The sequence below is a fragment of the Sphingobium boeckii genome (assembly GCF_014199215.1).
GTDB classification, from domain to species: domain Bacteria; phylum Pseudomonadota; class Alphaproteobacteria; order Sphingomonadales; family Sphingomonadaceae; genus Sphingobium_A; species Sphingobium_A boeckii.
In genome coordinates, this window is record NZ_JACIJC010000002.1 from 216,169 (window position 1) to 237,992 (window position 21,824).

The following is a 21,824-nucleotide window of genomic DNA, read 5'->3' on the forward strand; positions in this document are numbered from 1 at the left end:
CTTTTTGACAACCCTGCGTCGCCTGTCAGGTCGGAATGGTGGCTCACCCTTCTAAGTGAATCGAGAACCTTCGGTCCGCTATCCCCCCTATTTCCGCGCCACATCGAACAGCGCCGCCATTTCGCCTGCCGGGCTGGCTGTGGGGAGCGAGGCCATGGCGCGGGCGATGGCTCCGGGGTTCACGGTGTCGGCAGACGCCGTCAGCATCTCGAAGACGGGCGCGGTTGGAAGCCGTGCAAAGACTGCGGCATAACGGCTGTGCAAGGCGGCCAGTGCGTCTTCATGCCCCAGCATGGCCAGCGCGATCGCGTGGCGCAGGATGATCGCCTGATCCACATCGCTCAGCGCGCCGCCCGACGGCAGCGCATGGCCGGTCTCGGCAATCAGCCCGGACCAATCCCGTTTGTTCCAAAGAATTTCGGCGCGCAAAGCGCCGGCGTCCGGCACCTCCTGCAAGACGGCAAAGGCTTCGGGGATCTTGCCGGCCTGGCTGAGCGCCGCCGCCTCCACGCGTTTGCGCGCATGGATCATCTCGTCGGTATAGCCATCCTGCGCTGTGCGATTGAGCGCTGAGAGCGCGCGATCGGAATGCCCCGCCAGAATATGGAGAGACGCCACGCGGACCGACAGCGGCCCCCGAGCCAGATCCTGCGCGCGCACGAACAGCAGATGTTCGAACAATTCGGCGGCGCGATCATAGAGCCCCGCCTCCTGCAGCCGCGCGCCAAGGCTGCTCGCCAGCTTGTCGCCCTCCGCGCCGCTGGGCATCAGATCGCGATGATCCCAGAAAATGCCCGCTGCCTGATCCAGCGGCAATGTGTTGCTGGCGTTGAGCACGGCGGTCAGATGCGCCTGCAATCCGCTCACGAACCCCGGCCCCTGCGCCGCGGGATCGAAGAAGCGGAACAATATGGCGCCCGTCGCGAGCGCACCGCCCGAATCCTTGGCTTCGCCTGAAAGCCGGTAACTCAGGCGCAGCGCGCGCTCCTCGATATGATCGCCGCGCCATATGAAGCGCAGATCGGCCAGCTGCTTCAGCGCGGCTGCGGGGGCCAGCGCGTGCGTGGCCAGGCCCAGTTCGATGCCCGTGAGTTGCGCATCCATGCGCTCGGTCATGGATCCCCTTTGCCCCGCGCGATCCAGTCGCGCTCTGGCCTCTTCGGGTCGTCCGAGCGCGAGATAGGCGCGGGCGCGGTAAATATCCGCCTGCATATCCCGGTCCGAAACGCCGGCGAGCCAGCCCAGCGCATCGTCGGGTTGGCCGGTCTCGATCGCCGCCCGCGCCGCCGCCAGCACGAAAGGCAAGCGCGCACGTCCGCCCCGCGCATTCACGGCTGGCAGCGCGCATCGCCCTTCGCCCAGCGCCTGCGCCGCATAGCCGGCCTCGGCCAGTGCCCGCATTCGCCATGCGCACCCTTCGGGATTGTCCGCCAGTCCATTGCCGCCCAGCACATCAAGCGCATCCGATGGCCGCCCCGTGAGCACATAGGCCGCGCCCCGCGCCAGGCGGAATGCGGCCACCATCGCCAGATCGGGATCATCCTGCTGCATCACGCTCAGCACGCCATGCGCCTCCGCACCGCGGCGTTGCGCGATCAGGCTGCGCGCATAAGCCCAGCGCGCACCCTGCCGCCCCGCATCGCCGGCGCGGGACAGCGCCGTCCAGGCCTCCGCTTCAGATAGCGCCTTCCAGCCGGCAGGTGCGGCGATCGCCGGCTGCTGCGCAAGCAGGGCCGCAAAACCCGGCAAACGCGCAGGCGACAGGGCGATCGTATCCGCGCCAAGGACCATGGCCGCGGGAAGCGGCAGGACGATCATCGCCGCGGCCCACAAAAAGCGGCTTTTCATAATCCGGGAACCTGGAGGAGGTTGCGCGCGGCGACGAGCAGCCCGCCCAACGCAAATCCCGCGGCGAACAGTGACGCGGGGACCACCCAACGACGTCGGTCGGGCGTGGTGGACTCGCCGGGCGAAGGCGCTGCGTTGCGACCGCTTTTGCCCGCGCTTTGCGCATCGTCATGCCGACGGTTTCTGGGGAGTGTTGCCCGAGGATCGGAAACGATCCTGACCGTGCCGGGCCGCTGATCGCGGGACATGCTTTACCTTCCGTTCAATCTTTAATCCTATTATAGAATGAGATTGCCCCATAGGACCGATTCTCTCGGCGTTATGACCATCCGGCGATCGCACCTTTGTTGCCCGGAGATCGCCTAAAATGCGCATGATCGTGATAACCGCCGCCGCTGCGCTCTCGTCTTTGGCCGGGGGCGGCATGGCGGCTGTGGGCAGCCCTGCCCCGAGCGGCGATTCGGCATCTTTCCTCAACGTCAGCGATATAACCACGCCGATCTTCTCGCCCAGCGGGATCGATGGCTCGCTCAGCGTATCGGTGGCCATTCAGGCCAGAGACGCCAGCATGATCAACGATCTCCGGGAAAAGATGCCGGAATTGCGCGCGGCACTGCTCACGACCACGCTGGAATTTTCACGTCTCTACGCCTCGGGTTTCCAGCCGGTGGATGCCGAGCGTCTGGATGAACAGCTTACAGCGGCGCTGCAACGCGTGCATCCCGGTGCGGAACGCGCCTTGATCTTGAAATTATCAGCGGATCCCGCCTGATCCGCCGCCGGACCTTGTCTATATCGACAGGGTCCGGCGGTGCTGCCGCGTCTAGGGCGTGGTACCGATGGCCTTGGGCGCGCGCGCGCCTGCCTGCCTGACATCAGGGGCGCCTTTCTTGACCGGATCGACGCGCGGTGCCGATGCCGGCACAGCCGCCGGCGTCGGCTTGATCCGATGCCCCGCCAGCGCCATGCTGAGCTGTACCGCGGCATTGGGCGACATGCTGGAGAGGATGAGCGCGGTCGATCGCTCGCGCATCCGGCGCGCGATCTGCAACTGCACATCGAGATCGAGCCGTTCGAAGATCGGCGCGGCCTTCCCCGGCTTCATCGTCTGATAGATGCGGGCGAGATCGTCGAACGGCTGGGCATTTTCCTCCAGTGCCGCGGCTTGCGCCTGCGCTGCGAGCGCAGGATTTTCGGCGTTGGCCGCAGTTGTCTTGCGGGCTTCCACGCTCGCTTTCAGGCGCGCCTCAGCCGCCCGCGTCGCCTGTTCACGCAATTCCAGGCCGCGCTTTTGCTTGGCCAGGGCCTGATCCCGCTCGCCCATACTTTGCTGGATCGAAACCCCCATCCGCGTCGGCGCAGGATCGGCACCGGCGGCCATGGCGTTGGCGAAAGCGGTGAGCCCCGCAAAGCCGGCGGTGATCGCCAGCAGAGAGGGGCGCTTGGCAAAGGCCCGCGCCCGAGACGCCATCACCAGCATTTGCGCGCCGCATGAAAGCCTGGGCAGGATCGCGCCGTTTTTCATTGCACGGTGCCGACAGCAAGGCCGTTGGTCGCATCCGCAGCGCGCGCACGCCGCTTATGCGCCGGCGCGCGTGGCACTGGCTTGCGGGTCACCGCCTTTTCATCCCGTTGCGGGCTCGCCGCGCCAGCCGCATCCATGATCCGTTCGGCCACGGCATTGCCGATCCCGACCATCACCGAAAGCTCTTCGCGCAAGCTGGCACCCGATGCGATGGTGCGCGCGTTCGCCGCTCCGTCGACCGAGAGAATATCCTTCAATTCGCCAAGAACCGCGCGCGCCTGCGCCGTGGCGCGATCGAGCGATTTGACGGTTTCGGCGAGATCGCCCGATTTGATCATGCGGAAACTGTAAAGCAGCCGCGCGCTCTGTATCAGCACGGCGACACAAAGGATGATCAGCACCAGATTGGTCAGGGTCGCGAATATCATCGTGAAAATCCTTTTGAAATGTCCGTCACCATCTTGATGGCGATATTGTTGCAGCGCTGACCGATATAGGCCCGGCCGAGCGCGATCCCGCCGCAATGCACTTCAAGCGCATCGTCCGGCCCGCGATTGACGCCGATCGTCTGGCCCACCTGAAGGTTCATCACGTCGCGCAGCCGCATCTGCTTGTCACCCAGCACGACATCCATGATGATCTCGGTCTGGGAGAGTTCGGATGCCATGTGCAATTCCCAGATCCTGTCGCGGCCCAGCTTTTCGCCCATGAAGCGCTGAAGCAGCTTTTCGCGCACCGGTTCGATCGTGGCATAGGGCAGGATGATGCTGAAACGCCCGCCGCGCCCTTCCATATCAACGCTGAAAGTGGCCACTGCGGCGATGTTGCTCGGCCCCGCAATCGCCGCGAAGCGCGGGCTGGTCTCGACGCGCTCAAGCTCCATGTTCACTACCTCGATCGCTTCGAACGATGCCGCGAAATCATTGAGCGCAAGCTGCACCATCTTGGAGACCAGGCTGGTCTCGATCGTGGTGAAGGCGCGCCCTTCGATCCGCTGGGAGACATTGCCCTTGCGGCCGCCCAGCAGCGCATCGACAACCGCGTAGATCAGCCCGGAATCGACCGCGACGACGCCATAATTTTCCCATTCATGCACCTGGAATACCCCGAGCATCGCGGGCAGCGAAACGCGGTTCATGAATTCGCCGAAGCGTGTGGATGTCACCTGCTCCAGATTGACGTCGATCGAATCCGACGTGAGATTGCGCATACTGGTGGCAAAGGTGCGCACCATCCGCTCGCATACCACCTCAAGCATCGGCAGTCGTTCATGGCTGATGACGTCGGATTCGATGACCGCCTTGAGTCCGCTTTTCTGCGTCGTCTGGTTGCCGCCATCGAAGCCAAACAGCGCGTCTATGCCCGCCTGATCGAAAATGCCTTCCCCGCCTGGCTCCATCTTGGGCGGATCGGGGAGCGCGAAATTGTCGAAATCGTCGCTCATTGCTGCACCAGATCCTGGATAAGGATATCGCGCACCATGCCTGAACCGAAGGTGGCGTGGGCGCGAACCATCATTTCCTCCTTCACGCGGAACACCGCGGCCGAACCATTCAGATCCTCGGGACGCAGCTCGCGTAAAAAGGGCTGGAGCGCATCGAGCAACATCGGGATCTTCGTCCTGATGGTCTCGCTTTGCGCGGCATTGGCGGCAACGATGATGAAGCGTAGCTTCAAGAAGCGCGCCTGTCCGCCCGGCACACGCAAATTCACCGTCATCGGCGGCACCTCGACATAGGCATCCACCGCATTCTCGGGCGCAATCGCGGTGTTTTCAGCGTCGCGGGTCATAAAGATATAGCCTCCGCCTGCTGCGCCGGTCAGCAGAACCGCGGCGATGCCACCCCATAAGAGCTTGCGCCCCTTGGGCTTTGCTCGCGTCTGCGGCTGAATTTCTTCAGGGACGGAGACCGTGTCCTCCGGCTCCATCTCCAACGCCATTTCGTTTGCCATATTACCCCCATCTGGATGCCTCGTTGCGGCTGCGGAATTCACTATGCCGGCAACCGCTTTCGCCATTTCGTTTCTATTATAGGACGGACACAGGGAAAATTTTGCCTGGTGCCAATCGATCATCGTTTTTTTGGAGTGGTGGAAATGGACGTCTCATCCTTTGTGCTGCTGAGCCACGAACAGGCGCTGCGCCGCCAGCTTGACGTCACCGCCAACAATATGGCGAACAGCAGCACGGTGGGTTTCAAGCGGGAACAGCCGCTGTTTCACGAATATGTGGAGAAGGTGCAGGAGGCACCGGTGGATGACGCCAAGAAGACGTCGTTCGTGCTCGATTTCGGGGCGGTCCATGACGCCGCACAGGGGGCGTTTCAGGCGACCGGCAATCCGCTCGACGTGATGATCGATGGCTCTGGCTATCTCAATGTCGAAGCGCCGGGCGGCGGCGTCGCCTATACCCGCGCCGGCTTCATCAAGGTTTTGGAAACGGGTGAACTGGCCACTGCGGGCGGCCAGCGCTTGCTCGACGCCAATGGCCGGCCGATCACCGTTCCCCGCGAGCAGATCAGCAGCATCACGATCGCGCAGGACGGCACGGTGATGGCGGCCGATGGCCCGGTCGGCCGCATCGCGATCAGCGCTTTTGCCAGCGAAACCCAGGTCGATCCACGCGGCGACGGCCTGATGAACGGATCGAACGGCCGCTTTCTCGCCCCCACCGAAGCCCGGCTGAAAATCGGCGGCGTCGAGGCGTCCAACGTCCAGCCCATCGTGGAGACCACGAAAATGGTCGAAATCCTGCGCGCCTATCAAACCAGCGTCGCCATATCGGACAGCATGAATTCGATGCGGCAACGCGCGATCGAACGGCTCGGCAAGATGTAACTTCTCCCCCTTCCCTTTTCTAAAACCTCACCAAAAGGACCAAATACATGCGCTCACTGTCCATCTCCGCCACGGGTATGCTGGCCCAGCAAACCAATGTCGATGTGATCTCGAACAACATCGCCAACATGAACACCACGGCCTTCAAGCGCCAGCGCGCAGAGTTTCAGGATCTGCTCTATCAACAGGTTTCACGCCCGGGCGCGACGACCAGTGCGGACGGCACCCGCGTACCCTCCGGCATTCAGATCGGCGCAGGTGTGCGCACCGGCGGCGTCTACCGCATCGTCGAACAGGGTGCCTTCACCAAGACCGACGCCACTTATGACATCGCGGTGGACGGCAAGGGCTATTTCCGGATCGAGCTGCCTAATGGCGAGACCGCCTATACCCGCGCGGGATCCTTCCAGCCGTCCGATCAGGGTGAACTGGTCACCAATGACGGCTATCGCGTCCAGCCCGGCATCATCGTGCCGCAAGGTGCGATCGACGTGGTCATTTCGAAGACCGGCGAAGTGCAGGTAAAGCTGGCCGATCAGGTGGAAATGCAGACGATCGGACAGCTCGAAATCGCGACCTTCGTCAATGAAGCAGGTCTCGAAGCCATCGGATCGAACATGCTGCTGGAGACGTCCGCATCGGGCCAGCCCACCGTCGCTCTGCCTGGCGAGCCAGGCTTCGGCACGCTGAACCAGGGCTTCCTGGAAGCGTCGAACGTCAACCCCGTATCCGAAATCACGGCACTCATCAGCGCACAGCGCGCCTATGAGATGAACAGCCGCGTCGTGAAGACGGCGGACGAAATGCTCGCCACCAGTTCACAATTGCGCTGATGTCCATGCGCTGCCTCATCGCCACGGCGCTCCTGGCGGCGTCACCAGCCTATGCGGAACCATCGGGTTCGGCGCTGGTCGAGACGCCCGTGCTTATCCGCGCCATCGAGCGCGGCGAGCCGCTCGCCGCCTCCGATTTCGAGATGAAACCGGCATCGCGCGCGATCGCGCGCGGCGCGCTGACGCCGCCAGACGCCGCAGGCAAGGAAGCCGCGCGACGGTTGCTGCCCGGATCCGTGGTGCGCCAGGGCGATCTGGTCCGTCCCCAGGTCGTGCGTCGGGGCGATGCCATCTTGTTGACGGTCCGTTCGGACGGCCTGTCCATCACCACGGCAGGGCGCGCGCTTTCGGGCGGCGGCGTCGGTGAGGCGGTGCGCGTCGTCAATCTCCAGTCAAACCGCACGCTCAACGGAATCATCGAACACAAGGGGCGCGTGCGCATCGCAGCGCTTTGGGAGGACAAATGATGTTGAAACAGATGGGATCGGCGCTCGCCCTTGGGGCCATGCTCTCTGGGTGCGGTGCGGTCGGCCGCCTTTCCAATGTCGGCAAGGCGCCCAAGATGAGCGCGGTAGAACGACCGGACTCCCCTCTTCTCGAGCCATCACTCGGCTCCCAGGCGGCGGCGCATCGTTCGGGCCAGATAGCCGATCCAGGGCCGGTCACCGCATCGCTTTTCCGGACAGGTGCGGGCGCTTTCCTGCGCGGCCAACGCGCCGCGCGCATAGGTGATATCGTGACCATACGGATCAACATCTCCGATCGCGCGGTCGTCGGCAATTCGACGACGCGCTCACGATCGGGCGACGAGAAGGCCGGCCTTTCCGCGCTGCTCGGAATCGAGAGTGTTATCGACAAGATCCTTCCCGGCAAACCAGATCCATCCAACCTGGTGGATACCAACTCCTCCTCCCAGACGAGCGGGGCAGGCAATATCGCGCGCAGCGAACAGATCAATCTGACGATCGCCGCTGTGGTGACCGACGTGCTGCCCAATGGCAATCTGATGATCCGCGGGCGGCAAGAGACGCGGGTGAACTTCGAGCTGCGCGAGCTCGTCGTTTCAGGCGTCATCCGCCCCGAGGATATCGCGCGGGACAACAGCATACAGCACAGCCAGATCGCCGAAGCGCATATCAGCTATGGCGGCCGCGGGCAGCTTACCGATGCGCAGCAAGCGCGTTGGGGGCAGCAAATCTATGATGCGCTTTTCCCGTTTTAGCGTCTGATATAGTTAATGCGGGATTAGGGATAAATAAATCCGCCGCGTGTGTTTGGAGGCCCAATATTTCTTCCCAGAATAAGGGGCGGGCTGAAATATCTGGACCGTCGAGAACCAGCGTTTCTGGTTCAGGTCGAAGAATTGACCTTTATCCTAGAAGGAAAATACCATGGCACTTTCAGTAAACACCAATGTTGGCGCAATGATGGCGCTGCAGACGCTCGGCGGCACCAACCGTAGCCTCGAGACGACGCAGAACCGCATCAACACTGGCCTCAACGTGGCGTCCACCAAGGATGATTCCGCAAAATACACGATCGCTCAGCAGCTCCGCGGCGATCTCGGCGGTCTTTCGGCAGTGACATCTTCGCTCAACAACGCAAAAAGCGCCACGGACGTTGCTGTGTCGGGCGTCGAGCAGATCTCGGACATCATCAACAAGATGAAGACCAAGGCTCTGGAAGCCAGCGATGTCGGCGTCGATGCTGCAGCGCGCGCCAAGATCGACAAGGATTACGTGGCGTATCAGGCTCAGGTCGAGAACATCGTGATCTCATCCAACTTCAACGGCGTCAATCTGTTGAACACCGGCGGCGGCAGCGTTTCGGCGCTGATGTCGCTGCAGGACGGCACCGACACCGATTCCACGACTTGGGAAGCGGCTACTTTGGTCGTCGCCAACCAGGCGCTGGACGCGTTGACGGTGATCGGCGGTGCCACGCTGACCGACGCTGCGACCTCGCTGACGGCACTGGCCGAGCTGGAAGCCGACACGATCACCGTCGGAACGGCCCTGTCCGATCTGGGCTCGGCTTCGCGCCGGATCGACGATCAGATCATCTTCACCAGCAAGCTGTCTGACTCGATCACGAGCGGCATCGGCAATCTGGTCGACGCTGATCTTGCCAAGGAATCGGCGAACCTTCAGTCGCTTCAGGTCAAGCAGCAGCTTGGCGTGCAGGCGCTGTCGATCGCCAACCAGGCTCCTCAGACGCTGCTTTCGCTGTTCCGTTAATAACGGCGAAACATGCCCCTTCCCTGGTGGCATAAGTCTGATGGATGACACCCGTGTTACGTGTCCCCACCTCGACGCACGGGTGTCAAAAGAGAAGAACCGGAATGATTGTTCATTCCGGTTCTTTTTTTTGGCGGAAATTGTTCATACAGCGGCGTCATATTATTGAGCCTAAGGGAAAACCCTTAGTTGGTAAAAATTTACCATTGATCGATGATTTGAAAAGCATTTCGGTAGTGGGGGCCATCTTGCAGTGAGAGAGGATAATAGGGGTTCAACCCCCATATTTTATTTACGAGGTGCTCAATGGTTTCTAGCATTGGATCCGCTACGGGGGACGAACCCAGACATGATATTACCGATTTTCAGATTGTCCTGACAGTCTCGGTCGAAAATGCAGATGCGTTGTGGTGTGCAGCGCTTCGTCGCCATCATCAGATGGCGGAAGAACTGACGCTTGATGACATCGCGGAGTCCATCGGCCCGCGCGAAGACCCAGTGATCGAGGATTGTCTCACCACGATCGCCCTATCCACTGCGTTCGATGGCTGCCTAGTGAATGATATCAAGGTGCATTCGAGCGAGGTGATGATCCTCAAGCCCGAGCAGATCCACATGCCGATAGCGCTGCCCGCGCTGCCACCCGCGTTCGATCGCGCCAGTCATCATTATCAGATCAGCCCGCTCGGCAGCGAGCCGACCGTTCGGACAGCACCGCATATTGCGAGCGACCAAGGAGGCGGCTTCAGCGCATCGCCGCGGTAACGCTTTGAACCGTGAAGCGTATCGGCATCAGCGACGTCGATATGAAAAATCCAGCGTCCGGGCCAAGGGTCCGGACGCTGGATCATTGCTGAACTCTACGATCGGTCAGGCTGCGGTGTTGTTCGCTACCGCCACCAGGCCTTCGATGGCAAACCGCACGCCATTGATATTGAGCACGACATTGCTGCCGTCCGTCACGACTTCCTTGACGATGCCCACCGAGTTGATGGCGACCGAAACCGCCTTGCCGCTGCTATCCAACGCGTCGATTTTCAACGTGTAAGCGCCCTTGGCCGCCTGCGTGCCATCGTCCTTGGTTCCATCCCAGGAATAGCGCCCCTGCGTCTCGGGATCCAGGGTCTGCGTGCGCACGACAGCGCCGCTTGCATCCAATACGCTCACTTTGAGCGAGGCCGGTTCAACCCCGGCCACATAGGTCCAGGTGGCTGGCGCATCGCCCAGGCCGGCAATGGGCGTGTCGAACCGCGCTTCGCGGCCGATATAGTTGGAGGCCTGCGCCATATCCTGCGCGTCGAGCCGTCCCAGAATATCCTTGAGCGCATTGGTCTGTTGCAGCGATTGCTCCACCTGCGAAAATTGCACGAGCTGCTGGGTATATTCCGAAGAATCCATTGGATCGAGCGGATCCTGATTCTGCATCTGCGTCGTCAGCAAAGTCAGAAACATGTTGAAATCGGCGCTGATCCCGGTTGTTGCGGTTGTCGTGGCCGTCGCAGTCTTTGCGCTTATATCGCCAGAAATCAAAGTCATGATCTTGCTCCTTATGCCATCAAATCAACGCGGCCGCTAACGCGCAACGCCTGATATACGGGTTGGTCCAGCGCAGGATCGCCCGTGAGGGCAGCCGCGCTGCGTTCACTCTCGCCAGGCTGCCGCTGTGGTGTCTGATGCCCGGAATCGCGGCCTCGGCTGTCAAAGCGGAAGGACTGCGCATCGGATCGAACGCCTGCATCGGCGAGCGCGCGTGTGAGGTCGCTGGTTTCCTTACGCAGCATATCCAGCGCACCGGCGCTGTCGGCCGCGATCACGCCGCGCACGGCACCGTCGCGATCGAAGGAGAGGCGGATATCCACCCGGCCCATTTCGGGCGGATCGAGCCGCACCGTGATTTCATCGCGCCCAGCAGCCACATGACGGGCGATTTCCACGCCCATCTCGCGTCCGATCCTGCCCGGCTGCGCCGCTATCACCGGCTCGGCCGCCGCATGAGCGGGGCGATGAGCGCCATAGATTTCGCTGAAACTCTGTGAACGCGGCGTGACCGCGCCGGCCAGCGCGCTGGGCAGTGCGGATGCGCCTTCCGCTTGCACAGCGCCATCGATCTGCATGGGGACGTCGGGAAGCGCCTTGGGCGCGTGCCCGTTGATCGCCAGGGCGTGACCCGCCTGCGCCGTGACATCTATAGCGCTTTTGGACTCCCCCGGTGCGGCGTCGACCGGCTTGGTGATGATTACGCCCTGCGCCACCGGAGCGATAGCGGACAACGAAAGATCTGGCGTATCGGTCGCTGACGCAGCTTCGACCGGAACGTCCGTGTCGGGCGCATCGTTCTGAATTTCCGGCGGCGGTGCAGCGGGAAGCGCGAGATTGTTCGGCACCGATACCAGTGCGATCTTTTGCCCTTCAAGCGGCAGTGCGCCGGTGGGGACCATCATCGGCATGTCGACCGGGGGCTTGGCCGCCGTCAACTGCAACTCGGACTTTGTCCGACCTGGCGTGGGATGCGGAAGATCGGCCTTTGGAACGGTTGCCAGTTCGCCTTGCGCATCGGGCGATGTGACCTCATCAGGCACGGGTTTTGCGACATTCTCGGCCACCGGCGGATTCTGCCCGTCTTCCGAGAGAACGTCGGTCGGCGGCGAGGCCGGAATTACGGGCGTGACTGTCACTATGGCCGCCGTCGTGACAGCAGTTGCGGAGAATTGCGGCCCAGTTGGTTCAGACAAGGACGGTGCGCCGATCGCGAGCAGCGCGCCAAAGCCGCTCGACGCTTCGGGCGACGCTCCGGCGAAGCTGAGTGGCGTCACGGCACCGGCGATGTTCGCAATGTTCATGCTGCTTCCCTTGAGGCATTAGCCCGATCATATTCATTATAGGATGAATCCAGGATATCCGGCGCGCAGATCACACCGAGCGTCCTGATCCGCGATCGCGCGTGGATTTCATTCTGAGACAGGATGACGGTCGCAGGGCGCACCCGCTCGATGATCGAACGGACGAAGGGACGGATCGACGGGCTGGTCATCAGGCACGGGATTTCGCCCTGCGCCGCCAGCGCATCGAACGTCTCGCGCACCGCAGCGATGAAGCCCTGGAGGCTGGACGGTGCCATCGCCAGATGTCGGTCATCGCCCTGCCCTACGATGCTCTCGGCAAACGCATCATCCCAATAAGCCGACATCGTCACGATCGGAATGGCACCGTCGCGCGTCTGCTGCGCCGAAATCTGCCGCGCGAGGCGACTGCGGACATGTTCGGTCATTTGCGTCAGATTCTGGGTGAAGCCCGCGGCTTCTGCGACACCCTCCAATATGGTGGGGATATCCCGGATCGAAACGCTTTCGGCGAGCAAATTCTGCAAGATGCGCTGCACGCCCGAGACCGAAATCTTGGATGGGATGATATCCGCGATCAGCTTGTCGGAATCCTTGTGCACATCGGTCAGCAGCTTTTGCGTTTCGCTATAGGAAAGCAGATCGGCGATATTGTCCTTCACGATTTCGGTCAGATGCGTGGTGATGATCGTGCCGCTATTGACCACGGTCAGCCCGCGCAGTCCGGCCTCGTCACGCAGGCTGCGATCGATCCACAGTGCCGGCAGATCGAACACCGGCTCCCGCGTTTCCTCTCCGGCAATGCCGATGTTGCCGCCGCCGGGGTTTATCACCATCAGCTTGTCGATCCGGATTTCGCCGCGCGCGGCCTCCGTTTCCTTCACGAACACCACATATTCATTCGCGTGAAGCGACATATTGTCGAGGATGCGAACCGAGGGCAGCACGAAGCCGTAATCCATCGCCATCTGCCGCCGCAGCGCGCGCACCTGATCGTCAAGCCGCGGTTCGGCATTGCTGTCGTTGATCAACGGCAGCAGCGCATAACCCAGTTCGATCCGCACGGTATCGATCGCCAGCGTGCGCGCGATCGGCTCGTCCACCTGCTCGGCCTGCTGCTGCGCCATCGCCTTTTCGAGCCGTTCCTTGACGGCCTCGGCCTCGGCCTTGCGGCCCATCTGCCAGGCGAAATAGCCGCAAAGGCCGCCAAGCGAGACGAAGGGCAGAAATGGCAGTCCGGGCATCAGCGCCAGCGCCAGCATCAGCACCGCCACCATGCCAAAGGCCTTGGGATAGCGCCCGAGCTGCTCACCCAACGCCGCACCGGTCTTGCCCGTCACGCCGCCCTTGGACACCAGCAGGCCCGCCGCGATCGAGACGATCAGCGCGGGGATCTGGCTGACCAGACCATCGCCGACCGTGAGGATCGTATAGCTGTGAAAAGCCTCGCCAAAGGGCACGCCATGGATCGCCACACCAATGATCAGGCCGACGATGACGTTGATGGCCGTGATGATCAGACAGGCGACGGCGTCGCCCTTCACGAATTTGGAGGCACCATCCATTGCGCCGTAAAAGCCGCTCTCCGCTTCGATCTCCGCGCGGCGCTCCCGCGCCTGGATTTCGCTGATCATACCCGCAGACATATCCGCGTCGATCGCCATCTGCTTGCCGGGCATGGCATCGAGGCTGAAGCGCGCGGCCACTTCGGCGATGCGCCCCGCGCCCTTGGTGATGACGACGAAATTGATTACCACCAGGATCATGAAGATGGTGAGGCCGATCACGGTCTGCCCGCCCATCAGGAATTCGCCGAAAGCCGCGATCACGCCGCCTGCTGCCTGATGCCCCTCATGGCCATGGCCCAGGATCAGCCGCGTGGACGCCAGGTTGAGGCCCAGCCGCAGCATGGTCGTGATCAGGAGAATCGTCGGAAAGCTCGAAAGCTGGAGTGGCTTGTCGATGAAGAGTGACGTCATCAGGATCAGCACGGAGGCGGTGATCGAGAGCGCCAGGCCGAAATCCAGCATCCATGCCGGCATCGGCAGGATCAGCATCGCGATGATCGCGATCACGCCGCCCGCCAGCGCCAGATCCCGTCCGGGGCCGAAGCTCTGCAAAACGCGCGTTATCTGCGCAGGTATGAAGCTGGATGGCATGATCTGGTTCCGGACCTGGGACATGGACATCAGTGCGCCGGGGAAACGGCGATGCCGTCCTCGATGAAGCTGCGCAGCTTGTTGCGCATCGTGCGTACGGAAATGCCCAGCATATGCGCGGCCGAGGTGCGGTTGCCGCGACAATGCGCCAGCGTCCCCAGGATCAGCGCCCGCTCTACCTCGGCGACGGTGCGACCGACCAGAGCATCCACGGGCAATCCCGATGACGGCCATCCGCCATTCTGCCCGCGCAGCCGCGCAAGCAGATCAGGCACATCGACCGAGATTTCGATCATCACCATCGCTTCAGTCGCTTCCCGCATCCAATCGATCGTCTCGGCATTCGGCAAGCGGATGGCGAGTTCCCGTCGTGAGATGCGCGCCAGTTCGCGTGCCAGGTCGCGGGTATTGCGCAGATCGCCGAGCAGCATGAGCGGCGTTGCATCCGCCGCCGTGAGCCGGCTTGAAGAGGCCATATCCATCAACGGTCCTGCCGCACGATCTCGGTGAGGGTCACGCCCAGCGCGCTGTCGATCAGCACCACTTCGCCGCGTGCGATCAGCCGGTTATTGACAAAAATATCCACAGGCTCGCCGACGCGGCGATCCAGTTCGACCACATCGCCCGTCTTCAGGCGCATGAGATGCCCGATATCCATCCGCGAGCGGCCCAGCACCGCCTGCACCTTCACGGGCACATCGAATACGGCCTGCAGATCGGCGGCCGATGGCGGCACATGAGGAATGTCGGCAGCGGGTTGCTCTTCTGCCTGGGCGGGTTCAGCCGACTGTTCTTCGGCATCGAAATGGACGGGGGCGAGCTGACGGGGTTCGACTTCGTCGTTCATGATCTTTTCTTTCATGCGTTCATCCATTGACGGATCACCGAGACGGACTCGGCGGGGCTAGCGGCGATGGTGTCGCCAATGCGCTTGAGCGCGGAGAGACGGATGCGGCCATCGACCTGCGCCAGCGCGATCTCCTGATCGAGCAGCGGAATTTCGTCCCGCATCGTCTCGAGCATCTGGATGGCTTCGGGATCGCCCTCTGCAGCGCGATCTTCCAGCGCGGCCTGTTCGGGATCAATCTCTTCGGCCAGAAGCGCTGGCGCGACATCGGGCACGATCGCCTTGGGCCTGAACATGCGGACCGCAAACAGCGCAGCACCGATCAGCACGAGCAATTCGACCAGGTTCAGGATATTGCCCGGAGTCAGGCCGAGAGGCAGGCCGTCGCTTTCGCCATCGACATCGCCCGGTGCTGCGAAGGGCATAGTTTCGACCACCACGCTATCGCCCCGCTCCGCATCGAAGCCGACTGCATTCTCGACCAGGCGGGTCAGTCGCTGGATCTGGGGCGGGGGAAGGCCTTTGGCCCCGCCGTCCACCATCACAGCAACCGTCACCCGATCGATCTTGCCCGGCGCGCTGACGCTGACAGTGTGCGTCCGGCTGTTCTGGAAGGTGGTGTCTTCCGAGGATTCATTGCGGGCGGAGCGCCGCGTTTCGCCGCCGGTGCCGGCGATATCGCCTTCATTGTCGGGCAATTGCGCGCCCACGGTGACGCCCTCGGCACCAGCGCCATTCTCATCATTCTGGTCGCTCGATTCCACGGTGACCTGATGCGCGATCACCTGCGTATCAGGATCGAACACCTCGGCTTCCTTGCGGGTCTGCTCGCGATCGAGCACGACGGCGACTTCGGCGCGCACCTTGCCCTGGCCGACGATCGGTTCGATCATCGCTTCGATCTGCGAGCGCAGCCGCGCTTCGGATGCCGCCTGGCGCTCTTCCACGTCGGATGCGCCGGCGCTGCCTTCATCACCGGCGCGGGCCAGAAGATTGCCCGCCTGATCGACGATGGAGACGCTTTCCGGGGAGAGCTCTGGAACCGCCGCCGCCACCAGATAGCGGATCGACTGGATCGCTTCGCGCGGCAGCTTGCCTCGGGTATTCAATGTGATGGAAGCCGTCGCTTTGCGGGCTTCGGCGGCGAACATCGCGCGTTCGGGCATCACGATATGGACGCGCGCCTTGTTGACCCGTTCCAGGCTTTCGATCGAGCGGGACAATTCGCCTTCGATCGCGCGGGTTTCGTTCATTCGCGCGCGGGATGAGGAGACCCCGAAAGGCTCCTCGGCATCCAGCACGCCATAGCCGATCTTGCCGCCCAGCCGCTCCGACGCCAAGGCCATGCGCAATTCGGGGAGCTTGTCCACCGGGGCCGTGATCGCCGTGCCATCGGATGACAGCTCGAAAGGAACGCCCTGCCCCTTCAGCTTCTCGGTAATGGTCTTGGCTGAATCCGGATCGAGATCCGTATAGAGGAAGCCCATTTCCGACGATGAAGACGATGCCTGCATCGCGAGCGCACCGATACCAAGCAGCAGCGCCAATGCGACCCCACCCATGATCATCAGCCGCCGCGGTCCGAGCGCAGCGATCAAATTCCGCAATCCGTTCAAAGGAAGCCTCGCAACTTGAAAAAGCAAGGACTTCAGTGACCTTGCAATTCCATTATAGGAGGGTTGCGGCTAGGCAATTCTTGCCGGGGCGATTTCTTTTCAATCGGCCGAATTTTGCCCCAGAAGCGGCGCGATTTCATCGATTACCGCCTGGCGACGGGCTGCCGCATCGATCGCCAGGCCACCTTCATCCCAGTTGATCCGGGCGTCCCCCGCCGCGATCGTCTCATCGGGGAGGACGGTGATCGAAAGCTTACGGCGCTCCTGACCCTTGCGCGCCTCCACGCACCGCTCCACCTCATCGACCAGCGTGGGATTCACACGGATATCCAGCCGCGTCCCTCGCGCCACCTGACGCAGAACGCGGCCAAGCGCATCGCTGATCGCCAGCGCGGGCGCGGTGGCCACGGCATGACCAGCCAGCGCCTCCGCGGCGATCAGCGCCACATCGGCAGCATCTTCCTTCATCGCATCCGCCGCGTCGATCAGATGCTCTTCGATATCATCCAGCGCGCCATGCAAGGCATCGACCGCCGCCAGCAACGCGGCGTTGCGCTCGGTGCGCGCCTGATGAAGCCCGGCTTCGAAGCCATCGGCGCGGGCTTGTGACAGTTCCACCTCATGCAGGTCCATGAGCCGCGCGATTTCGCGCTGCAGCCCTGCAATTTCTGCCGCGGCTTCGGCATCTTCGGCCTTGGCGGCGAGGTCCGCCGTGGCGAAGTGAAACACGCGATCGAAGCCGAACGGCCTCACCTGGATCACCCGCTCCATCAGTAGATCACGGATTCATCGCTGCGCGGATCGACCAGCATGATTTCGCCGCGATCGCCCAGGGATTTGGCGAGGATGACCAGATTGGCTTGTGCGTCTTCGCAATCGCGCGCGCGCACCGGCCCCATCGCCGCCATATCGTCGCGCATCAGCTTGGCGGCGCGCTGGGTCATGCCAGACATGAAGAGCTGCTTGGTTTCCTCGGGGGTTCCCTTCAGCGCCAGCGCCAGCTCGCGCTTGTTGCAATTGCGCACGATCGTCTGGATCGCGGCAGGCAGCAACTTGCTCAAATCCTCGAACGTGAACATGAGCGCGCGGATGCGTTCGGCGGATTCCGGCGCGCGTTCTTCCAGCGCGGATAGCATCGCTTCCTCGGTCGATCGATCGAGCGCGTTGAACACTTCGGCCATCGCCTCATGCGGATCACGGCGTTGCGCGCGGGAGAGGTTGCTCATGAATTCGCTCTTGAGCGTCTGCTCTACCTGGTAGATCACATCCTTTTGCACCGTATCCATCCGCAACATGCGCAGCACGACATCGGTCGCCAGATCCTTGGGCAGTTCGGACAGCACGCGCGCCGCATGATCGGGCTTCAGCTTGTGCAGGATCACCGCCACCGTCTGGGGATATTCATTCTTGAGATAGGAGGCGAGGACGGTTTCGCTGACGTTGGACAGCTTGTCCCACATCGTGCGACCGGAAGGTCCGCGGATATCCTCCATGATCTCCTTCACGCGCTCGAGCGGCAAAATGCCTTCGAGCAGACGTTCGGTCGTTTCGAACGAGCCATGCAAGGTGGCCATGCTGGCGACTTCGCCGGAAAATTGGACGAGAAGATGTTCGACCACAACGGCGGGCACGCGGCCAAGCTGCGCGATCGTCGACGACAGTTCCTTGATCTCATCATTGGTGAGCTGTTCCCAGATCGGCGCGCCATGATCCTGGCCAAGCGCCAGCATCAGGGCCGCGGCGCGCTGGAGCCCGGAAAACTTCTTCATCTCCGGCGGTTCGCCGATCGGCGCCATCAAACTCATGCCATTTCCCCAAATAAATCCGCGAAAGCGTGCCTGAAGCGGCCGCCGTCCGTCTATCTTATAGGAGAAGGCAGGCCGATCGGCCGATGAGGGAGCGCGCAAATGGTAAATATCTCCGGCAGCCTGATCGGGCTGAGCATCCTTTCGGGAAGCAACACGCTGGCACCCGGAACATTTGCGGCGATTGAATCATCCGCCGTGCGGCTCGCCAGGGCGCGCTTCACCACACCCGCGACCACGCCCCCCTGGAAAGAACCCGCGCCCAAGGCCTCGGTCTCGTCTCAGATCGAAGCGATCAAGCGTATGCGCACGATCATCGAGACGAGCACCAATCCCAAATTGGCCGGTCTGCCGGATGTCCAAACCAGCTTTACCGCCTTCAAGGCGCTCGAAAAATTGCGTCTGCTTGCCGAAACCGCCGCCAAGCCGGGAACCCCCGAAAGCGATCGAAAGACACTTCAAACCGCTTTCGCCAAGGGTATGGCCGATTTGCAGGCCTTTCTGAGCAAAGCACCGGGCAATTTGCTGAGCCTGCATTTCGATCAGCCGTCGCGCGCCGTGCAGAGCATCGGCGTTGCTGCCGACAATAGCAGTGGCGAAGTGGCGGGCACGGGCGTCTCCGCGGCGCGGGATGCCCCATTGGCCGGCCTCACCGGCAATGAAATCCTGCGGATCGACCTTTCCAAATACAATCTGAGCGCCAGCGTCACCGTCGATCTCTCTCAGACGCCGCAGCCGCCCACGCTTGATTCCGTGGCCTCAGCGCTCAATGCCGCCATCGCCTCGCTGCCGATGCTTGATGCAGGCGGCAATCCCGTGCTCGATGGCGATGGCAATGTGCGCCCGCGCTGGAATTCGAGCTTCACGGTCGGCAAGACGGACGGCCAATGGGGTCTCAATTTCCAGGCCGCAGGCGTGGAGAATGTGGCGATCGATCAGATAGGCGCGCCCGATCGGCTGATCGTCGTCAGCGGCCAGACCTATGACGATGTGCCGGGCACGGTCAAAGTGATGCGCTTCGATGATCTCTTGGGAACGCCAGTGCATCAGACGGTCGCCACCATCGGCGGGATCGACCGCGCCGCCACCGCTGCCGCCGTTGCAGGAACAAAGGCCAGCACCGACAAGGACGCCCCGGTTCAGGGCGATGTCTATGCGCAAACCGAGGCGCGGGCGATCGCGACCGATGCCCAGGGCTTCAGCTATGTCGTCGGCACCACGGCGGGCGATCTGGGCTATAGCCGCTCCGATGGCGAGGATGACCTGTTTCTCACCAAGCTGGACAGCGAAGGCAAGATCGTGTGGCAGCGGACCCTGGGAGCCGCGGGCGAAGCCAAGGGCGCCGCGATCAGCCTGGCCGCCAATGGCGATGTGATCGTGGCTGGCACCGTAAAGGGACCATTTAACGGCAGCACCAGCGACGACACCGATATGCTGGTCGTGCGGTTCAGCGCCAATGGCGACGAGCAATTCGCGACCTCACTGGGCGGTTTGGGCGACGATTCCGCCAATGCCGTCACCGTGGGAGCCGATGGCTCCATTTATGTGGCGGGCAAGACCTCCACGGGCGGCAGCGACGGCTATGTCGCCCGGCTTGACGCCGCTGGCAAGGTGCAGGAGCGGCGCGTGATCGACAGTGGCGGGGCCGACACGATCTCCGCGCTGGCGATCGATGCGTCCGGCAATCTGCTCATGCTGACCCGCGAAGGCACGAATGCGAAGATCCGCAGCCTCGACGCCGCTGCGCTGTCGATCGACCTTGGCAGCTTCGATCTAGGCACCGTGGATGCCCGCGCCATCGCCGTTTCAGCCAGCGGCCAGATCGCCGTCGCCGGATCGACAAGCATGACGGTGACGGGCGCGCAGGTGAATGCGATCAACGGCGGGCGTGACGGCTTCGTCACCCGGATCGATGCCGGGCTGACCAGCGCCAGCACCACCTATATCGGCTCTGCCGCGGACGATCAGGTCGACAGCATCGGCTTCACCGGGGATATGCTCTATGTCGGCGGCCGTACCACGGGCGCGTTGAACGGGGCTCTGCGCGGCATCGTCGATGGCTTCGTCAGCCGGATCGACGGGCTGACGGGTGCGCTTGGTGCCACATCGCAATTCGGCATCAGCGGCGTGGAAACCGAACCCGTCCGCATGGCCGTCTCGATCGGCGGCGGCGGCATCACGGGCGCTCTGGGGCTGCACCGCGGCACCATGAACGCGCCGGATTCGAGCAGTCTCACGGCGCGCACCAACATGCGCGCCGGTGACAGTTTCAGCATCCGCATGGATGGCGGGCTGCCGCGCACCGTCACGATCGAGGCCGGGGAAACGCTGGAGACCCTCGCCGACAAGATCCGCCGGATCACCGGAGCCAAGGCCGTGATCACCACACCCAAATTGAACGGCCTGACCACGCTCAAGATCGAGGCAAAGGGCGTCTATACGCTGGAGCTGATCGCCGGGAGCACCAGCGTGGACGCGCTCGAAAAGCTCAATCTCAAACCCGGCAAGATTGCGATCCCGAAAAGCCCGGGACCGAAGGATCCCAAAGTGCTCCCAGGCGGCAGCTATGGGCTGGGGCTGGGCGCGACATTCTCGCTCATGTCCACCGAAAGCGCAGGGATCGCGGCGAAGAAGATCAACAGCGCCATTTCCATGACGCAGACCGCCTACCGCTCGCTTTATTGGGACGAGAGCAAGGCGGCTTTGGTGGACGGCAGCATATCCGGCCGGGGATCCGCCTATCAGCAGGCACAATTGGCGCAATATAAGGCCGCGCTCAGCCGCCTCACCGGCGTGTCGCAATAAGATGGGTAATCCGATGACCTCCACGCCGCCGCTGATCGCGGGCATCACCCGATCGATGAAGCATCTGTCCGAACGCCAGCGCGTGATCGCAGAGAATATCGCGAATGGCGAGACACCGAAGTTCAAGGCGCGCGAGGTGGAGAAACCCGATTTCTCAGCGTTGCTCGAAGCCCATGGCGGCGGCCGCGGCGCACCCCATGTCACGCGCCCGCGGATCAGCCTGACCGCCGGCATGGCAGCCATGGGTGCCAGCCCGCCGCGCGGCACCGGCGGGATCATTCTGGACAAGGACACCAGCGAGACCAAGCCGGACGGCAATAACGTCACGCTCGAAGATCAGCTTTTGAAGATGGGCGGTGTCCAGTCCGATTTCGCGGCGATGACCAATCTTTACCGCAAGCAGATGGGGCTGATCAAATCGGCGCTCGGTCGCAACTGATGATAATTTTAACATGTGATGCGCAACGCTCG

23 protein-coding genes are annotated in these 21,824 nt (G+C 62.6%); 9 read left to right on the plus strand and 14 right to left on the minus strand.

The annotated features are described in order from the left end of the window. Nucleotides 1-87 precede the first annotated feature (87 nt). Entirely contained in the window at nt 88-1,848 is a 1,761-nt protein-coding gene (locus FHS49_RS06225; RefSeq protein WP_184016451.1) for a tetratricopeptide repeat protein, read from the minus strand. After that, the gene (locus FHS49_RS06230) at nt 1,845-2,096 is read right to left on the minus strand and encodes a hypothetical protein (RefSeq protein WP_184016453.1); all 252 of its coding nucleotides are present in this window, start codon (nt 2,094-2,096) and stop codon (nt 1,845-1,847) included. Before FHS49_RS06230 ends, FHS49_RS06225 begins: the two co-directional genes overlap by 4 nt. A gap of 125 nt (nt 2,097-2,221) precedes the next feature. Between FHS49_RS06230 and FHS49_RS06235 the strand changes: the two genes are divergently transcribed. Next, the gene (locus tag FHS49_RS06235) at nt 2,222-2,620 is read left to right on the plus strand and encodes a hypothetical protein (protein ID WP_246350405.1); all 399 of its coding nucleotides are present in this window, start codon (nt 2,222-2,224) and stop codon (nt 2,618-2,620) included. Between the two features lie 51 nt (nt 2,621-2,671). Here the strand turns inward: FHS49_RS06235 and FHS49_RS06240 are convergent, their stop codons facing one another. The 4 genes from FHS49_RS06240 to FHS49_RS06255 are packed head-to-tail and all read right to left on the minus strand — an operon-like array spanning nt 2,672 to nt 5,326. Beyond that, a complete protein-coding gene (locus FHS49_RS06240) occupies nt 2,672-3,373 on the minus strand; it encodes a MotE family protein (RefSeq protein WP_184016457.1) in 702 nt (233 codons plus the stop codon). After that, complete coding sequence (locus FHS49_RS06245; RefSeq protein WP_221240408.1) at nt 3,370-3,801, minus strand: DUF6468 domain-containing protein; 432 nt, start codon at nt 3,799-3,801, stop codon at nt 3,370-3,372. The genes FHS49_RS06240 and FHS49_RS06245 overlap by 4 nt, the downstream gene beginning before the upstream one ends. Continuing rightward, complete coding sequence (fliM, locus tag FHS49_RS06250) at nt 3,798-4,817, minus strand: flagellar motor switch protein FliM (RefSeq protein ID WP_184016459.1); 1,020 nt, start codon at nt 4,815-4,817, stop codon at nt 3,798-3,800. Before fliM ends, FHS49_RS06245 begins: the two co-directional genes overlap by 4 nt. Further along, a complete protein-coding gene (locus FHS49_RS06255) occupies nt 4,814-5,326 on the minus strand; it encodes a flagellar basal body-associated FliL family protein (RefSeq protein WP_246350407.1) in 513 nt (170 codons plus the stop codon). Before FHS49_RS06255 ends, fliM begins: the two co-directional genes overlap by 4 nt. A 144-nt stretch (nt 5,327-5,470) precedes the next feature. Between FHS49_RS06255 and FHS49_RS06260 the strand changes: the two genes are divergently transcribed. From FHS49_RS06260 to FHS49_RS06285, 6 genes are all read left to right on the plus strand, one after another. Continuing rightward, nucleotides 5,471-6,211 carry a flagellar hook-basal body complex protein gene (locus FHS49_RS06260; protein ID WP_184016461.1) on the plus strand — a complete coding sequence of 247 codons (741 nt, stop codon included), beginning with the start codon at nt 5,471-5,473 and terminating at the stop codon, nt 6,209-6,211. A 47-nt stretch (nt 6,212-6,258) separates the two neighbouring features. Then, entirely contained in the window at nt 6,259-7,044 is a 786-nt protein-coding gene (flgG, locus tag FHS49_RS06265) for a flagellar basal-body rod protein FlgG (protein WP_184016464.1), read from the plus strand. Between the two features lie 5 nt (nt 7,045-7,049). Next, nucleotides 7,050-7,511: a flagellar basal body P-ring formation chaperone FlgA gene (gene flgA, locus FHS49_RS06270; RefSeq protein WP_184016466.1), complete on the plus strand. Its 462-nt coding sequence runs from the start codon at nt 7,050-7,052 to the stop codon at nt 7,509-7,511. Continuing rightward, nucleotides 7,508-8,266, plus strand: coding sequence for a flagellar basal body L-ring protein FlgH (gene flgH / locus FHS49_RS06275; RefSeq protein WP_425502672.1), 759 nt, complete (start codon nt 7,508-7,510; stop codon nt 8,264-8,266). The genes flgA and flgH overlap by 4 nt, the downstream gene beginning before the upstream one ends. A 169-nt stretch (nt 8,267-8,435) precedes the next feature. After that, nucleotides 8,436-9,281: a flagellin gene (locus tag FHS49_RS06280; RefSeq protein WP_184016468.1), complete on the plus strand. Its 846-nt coding sequence runs from the start codon at nt 8,436-8,438 to the stop codon at nt 9,279-9,281. A 438-nt stretch (nt 9,282-9,719) separates the two neighbouring features. Then, a complete protein-coding gene (locus FHS49_RS06285) occupies nt 9,720-10,046 on the plus strand; it encodes a hypothetical protein (protein ID WP_184016470.1) in 327 nt (108 codons plus the stop codon). A 105-nt stretch (nt 10,047-10,151) separates the two neighbouring features. On the opposite strand, the gene FHS49_RS06290 is transcribed toward FHS49_RS06285, so the two are convergent. From FHS49_RS06290 to fliG, 8 genes are all read right to left on the minus strand, one after another. After that, the gene (locus FHS49_RS06290) at nt 10,152-10,817 is read right to left on the minus strand and encodes a flagellar hook assembly protein FlgD (protein WP_184016472.1); all 666 of its coding nucleotides are present in this window, start codon (nt 10,815-10,817) and stop codon (nt 10,152-10,154) included. Nucleotides 10,818-10,828: 11 nt separating this feature from the next. Next, complete coding sequence (locus FHS49_RS06295; protein ID WP_184016474.1) at nt 10,829-12,121, minus strand: flagellar hook-length control protein FliK; 1,293 nt, start codon at nt 12,119-12,121, stop codon at nt 10,829-10,831. Next, nucleotides 12,118-14,280 carry a flagellar biosynthesis protein FlhA gene (flhA, locus tag FHS49_RS06300; RefSeq protein WP_184017362.1) on the minus strand — a complete coding sequence of 721 codons (2,163 nt, stop codon included), beginning with the start codon at nt 14,278-14,280 and terminating at the stop codon, nt 12,118-12,120. Before flhA ends, FHS49_RS06295 begins: the two co-directional genes overlap by 4 nt. 29 nt (nt 14,281-14,309) lie before the next feature. Continuing rightward, on the minus strand, nt 14,310-14,762 hold the full coding sequence (locus FHS49_RS19820; protein WP_184016476.1) for a helix-turn-helix domain-containing protein: 453 nt from the start codon (nt 14,760-14,762) through the stop codon (nt 14,310-14,312). Then, nucleotides 14,762-15,142: a flagellar motor switch protein FliN gene (fliN, locus tag FHS49_RS06310; protein ID WP_184016478.1), complete on the minus strand. Its 381-nt coding sequence runs from the start codon at nt 15,140-15,142 to the stop codon at nt 14,762-14,764. Before fliN ends, FHS49_RS19820 begins: the two co-directional genes overlap by 1 nt. Further along, nucleotides 15,139-16,695 carry a flagellar basal-body MS-ring/collar protein FliF gene (gene fliF, locus FHS49_RS06315; protein ID WP_184017364.1) on the minus strand — a complete coding sequence of 519 codons (1,557 nt, stop codon included), beginning with the start codon at nt 16,693-16,695 and terminating at the stop codon, nt 15,139-15,141. The genes fliN and fliF overlap by 4 nt, the downstream gene beginning before the upstream one ends. Before the next feature lie 147 nt (nt 16,696-16,842). Further along, entirely contained in the window at nt 16,843-17,514 is a 672-nt protein-coding gene (locus FHS49_RS06320) for a FliH/SctL family protein (RefSeq protein ID WP_184016480.1), read from the minus strand. Further along, a complete protein-coding gene (gene fliG, locus FHS49_RS06325) occupies nt 17,514-18,548 on the minus strand; it encodes a flagellar motor switch protein FliG (RefSeq protein WP_184016482.1) in 1,035 nt (344 codons plus the stop codon). The genes FHS49_RS06320 and fliG overlap by 1 nt, the downstream gene beginning before the upstream one ends. A gap of 102 nt (nt 18,549-18,650) precedes the next feature. Between fliG and FHS49_RS06330 the strand changes: the two genes are divergently transcribed. Together FHS49_RS06330 and FHS49_RS06335 are read left to right on the plus strand one after the other, a co-directional pair. Continuing rightward, nucleotides 18,651-21,353: an SBBP repeat-containing protein gene (locus FHS49_RS06330; RefSeq protein ID WP_184016484.1), complete on the plus strand. Its 2,703-nt coding sequence runs from the start codon at nt 18,651-18,653 to the stop codon at nt 21,351-21,353. A gap of 13 nt (nt 21,354-21,366) precedes the next feature. Next, nucleotides 21,367-21,792: a flagellar biosynthesis protein FlgB gene (locus tag FHS49_RS06335; protein WP_184016486.1), complete on the plus strand. Its 426-nt coding sequence runs from the start codon at nt 21,367-21,369 to the stop codon at nt 21,790-21,792. Nucleotides 21,793-21,824: the final 32 nt, after the last annotated feature.

Bases quoted from the DNA above. Each gene is read 5' to 3' on its own strand.
- FHS49_RS06225 (WP_184016451.1), bottom strand. From the start codon at position 1,848: ATGAAAAGCCGCTTTTTGTGGGCCGCGGCGATGATCGTCCTGCCGCTT.
- FHS49_RS06230 (WP_184016453.1), bottom strand. From the start codon at position 2,096: ATGTCCCGCGATCAGCGGCCCGGCACGGTCAGGATCGTTTCCGATCCT.
- FHS49_RS06235 (WP_246350405.1), top strand. From the start codon at position 2,222: ATGATCGTGATAACCGCCGCCGCTGCGCTCTCGTCTTTGGCCGGGGGC.
- FHS49_RS06240 (WP_184016457.1), bottom strand. From the start codon at position 3,373: ATGAAAAACGGCGCGATCCTGCCCAGGCTTTCATGCGGCGCGCAAATG.
- FHS49_RS06245 (WP_221240408.1), bottom strand. From the start codon at position 3,801: ATGATATTCGCGACCCTGACCAATCTGGTGCTGATCATCCTTTGTGTC.
- fliM (WP_184016459.1), bottom strand. From the start codon at position 4,817: ATGAGCGACGATTTCGACAATTTCGCGCTCCCCGATCCGCCCAAGATG.
- FHS49_RS06255 (WP_246350407.1), bottom strand. From the start codon at position 5,326: ATGGCAAACGAAATGGCGTTGGAGATGGAGCCGGAGGACACGGTCTCC.
- FHS49_RS06260 (WP_184016461.1), top strand. From the start codon at position 5,471: ATGGACGTCTCATCCTTTGTGCTGCTGAGCCACGAACAGGCGCTGCGC.
- flgG (WP_184016464.1), top strand. From the start codon at position 6,259: ATGCGCTCACTGTCCATCTCCGCCACGGGTATGCTGGCCCAGCAAACC.
- flgA (WP_184016466.1), top strand. From the start codon at position 7,050: ATGCGCTGCCTCATCGCCACGGCGCTCCTGGCGGCGTCACCAGCCTAT.
- flgH (WP_425502672.1), top strand. From the start codon at position 7,508: ATGATGTTGAAACAGATGGGATCGGCGCTCGCCCTTGGGGCCATGCTC.
- FHS49_RS06280 (WP_184016468.1), top strand. From the start codon at position 8,436: ATGGCACTTTCAGTAAACACCAATGTTGGCGCAATGATGGCGCTGCAG.
- FHS49_RS06285 (WP_184016470.1), top strand. From the start codon at position 9,720: ATGGCGGAAGAACTGACGCTTGATGACATCGCGGAGTCCATCGGCCCG.
- FHS49_RS06290 (WP_184016472.1), bottom strand. From the start codon at position 10,817: ATGACTTTGATTTCTGGCGATATAAGCGCAAAGACTGCGACGGCCACG.
- FHS49_RS06295 (WP_184016474.1), bottom strand. From the start codon at position 12,121: ATGAACATTGCGAACATCGCCGGTGCCGTGACGCCACTCAGCTTCGCC.
- flhA (WP_184017362.1), bottom strand. From the start codon at position 14,280: ATGCCATCCAGCTTCATACCTGCGCAGATAACGCGCGTTTTGCAGAGC.
- FHS49_RS19820 (WP_184016476.1), bottom strand. From the start codon at position 14,762: ATGGATATGGCCTCTTCAAGCCGGCTCACGGCGGCGGATGCAACGCCG.
- fliN (WP_184016478.1), bottom strand. From the start codon at position 15,142: ATGAAAGAAAAGATCATGAACGACGAAGTCGAACCCCGTCAGCTCGCC.
- fliF (WP_184017364.1), bottom strand. From the start codon at position 16,695: ATGATCATGGGTGGGGTCGCATTGGCGCTGCTGCTTGGTATCGGTGCG.
- FHS49_RS06320 (WP_184016480.1), bottom strand. From the start codon at position 17,514: ATGGAGCGGGTGATCCAGGTGAGGCCGTTCGGCTTCGATCGCGTGTTT.
- fliG (WP_184016482.1), bottom strand. From the start codon at position 18,548: ATGAGTTTGATGGCGCCGATCGGCGAACCGCCGGAGATGAAGAAGTTT.
- FHS49_RS06330 (WP_184016484.1), top strand. From the start codon at position 18,651: ATGGTAAATATCTCCGGCAGCCTGATCGGGCTGAGCATCCTTTCGGGA.
- FHS49_RS06335 (WP_184016486.1), top strand. From the start codon at position 21,367: ATGACCTCCACGCCGCCGCTGATCGCGGGCATCACCCGATCGATGAAG.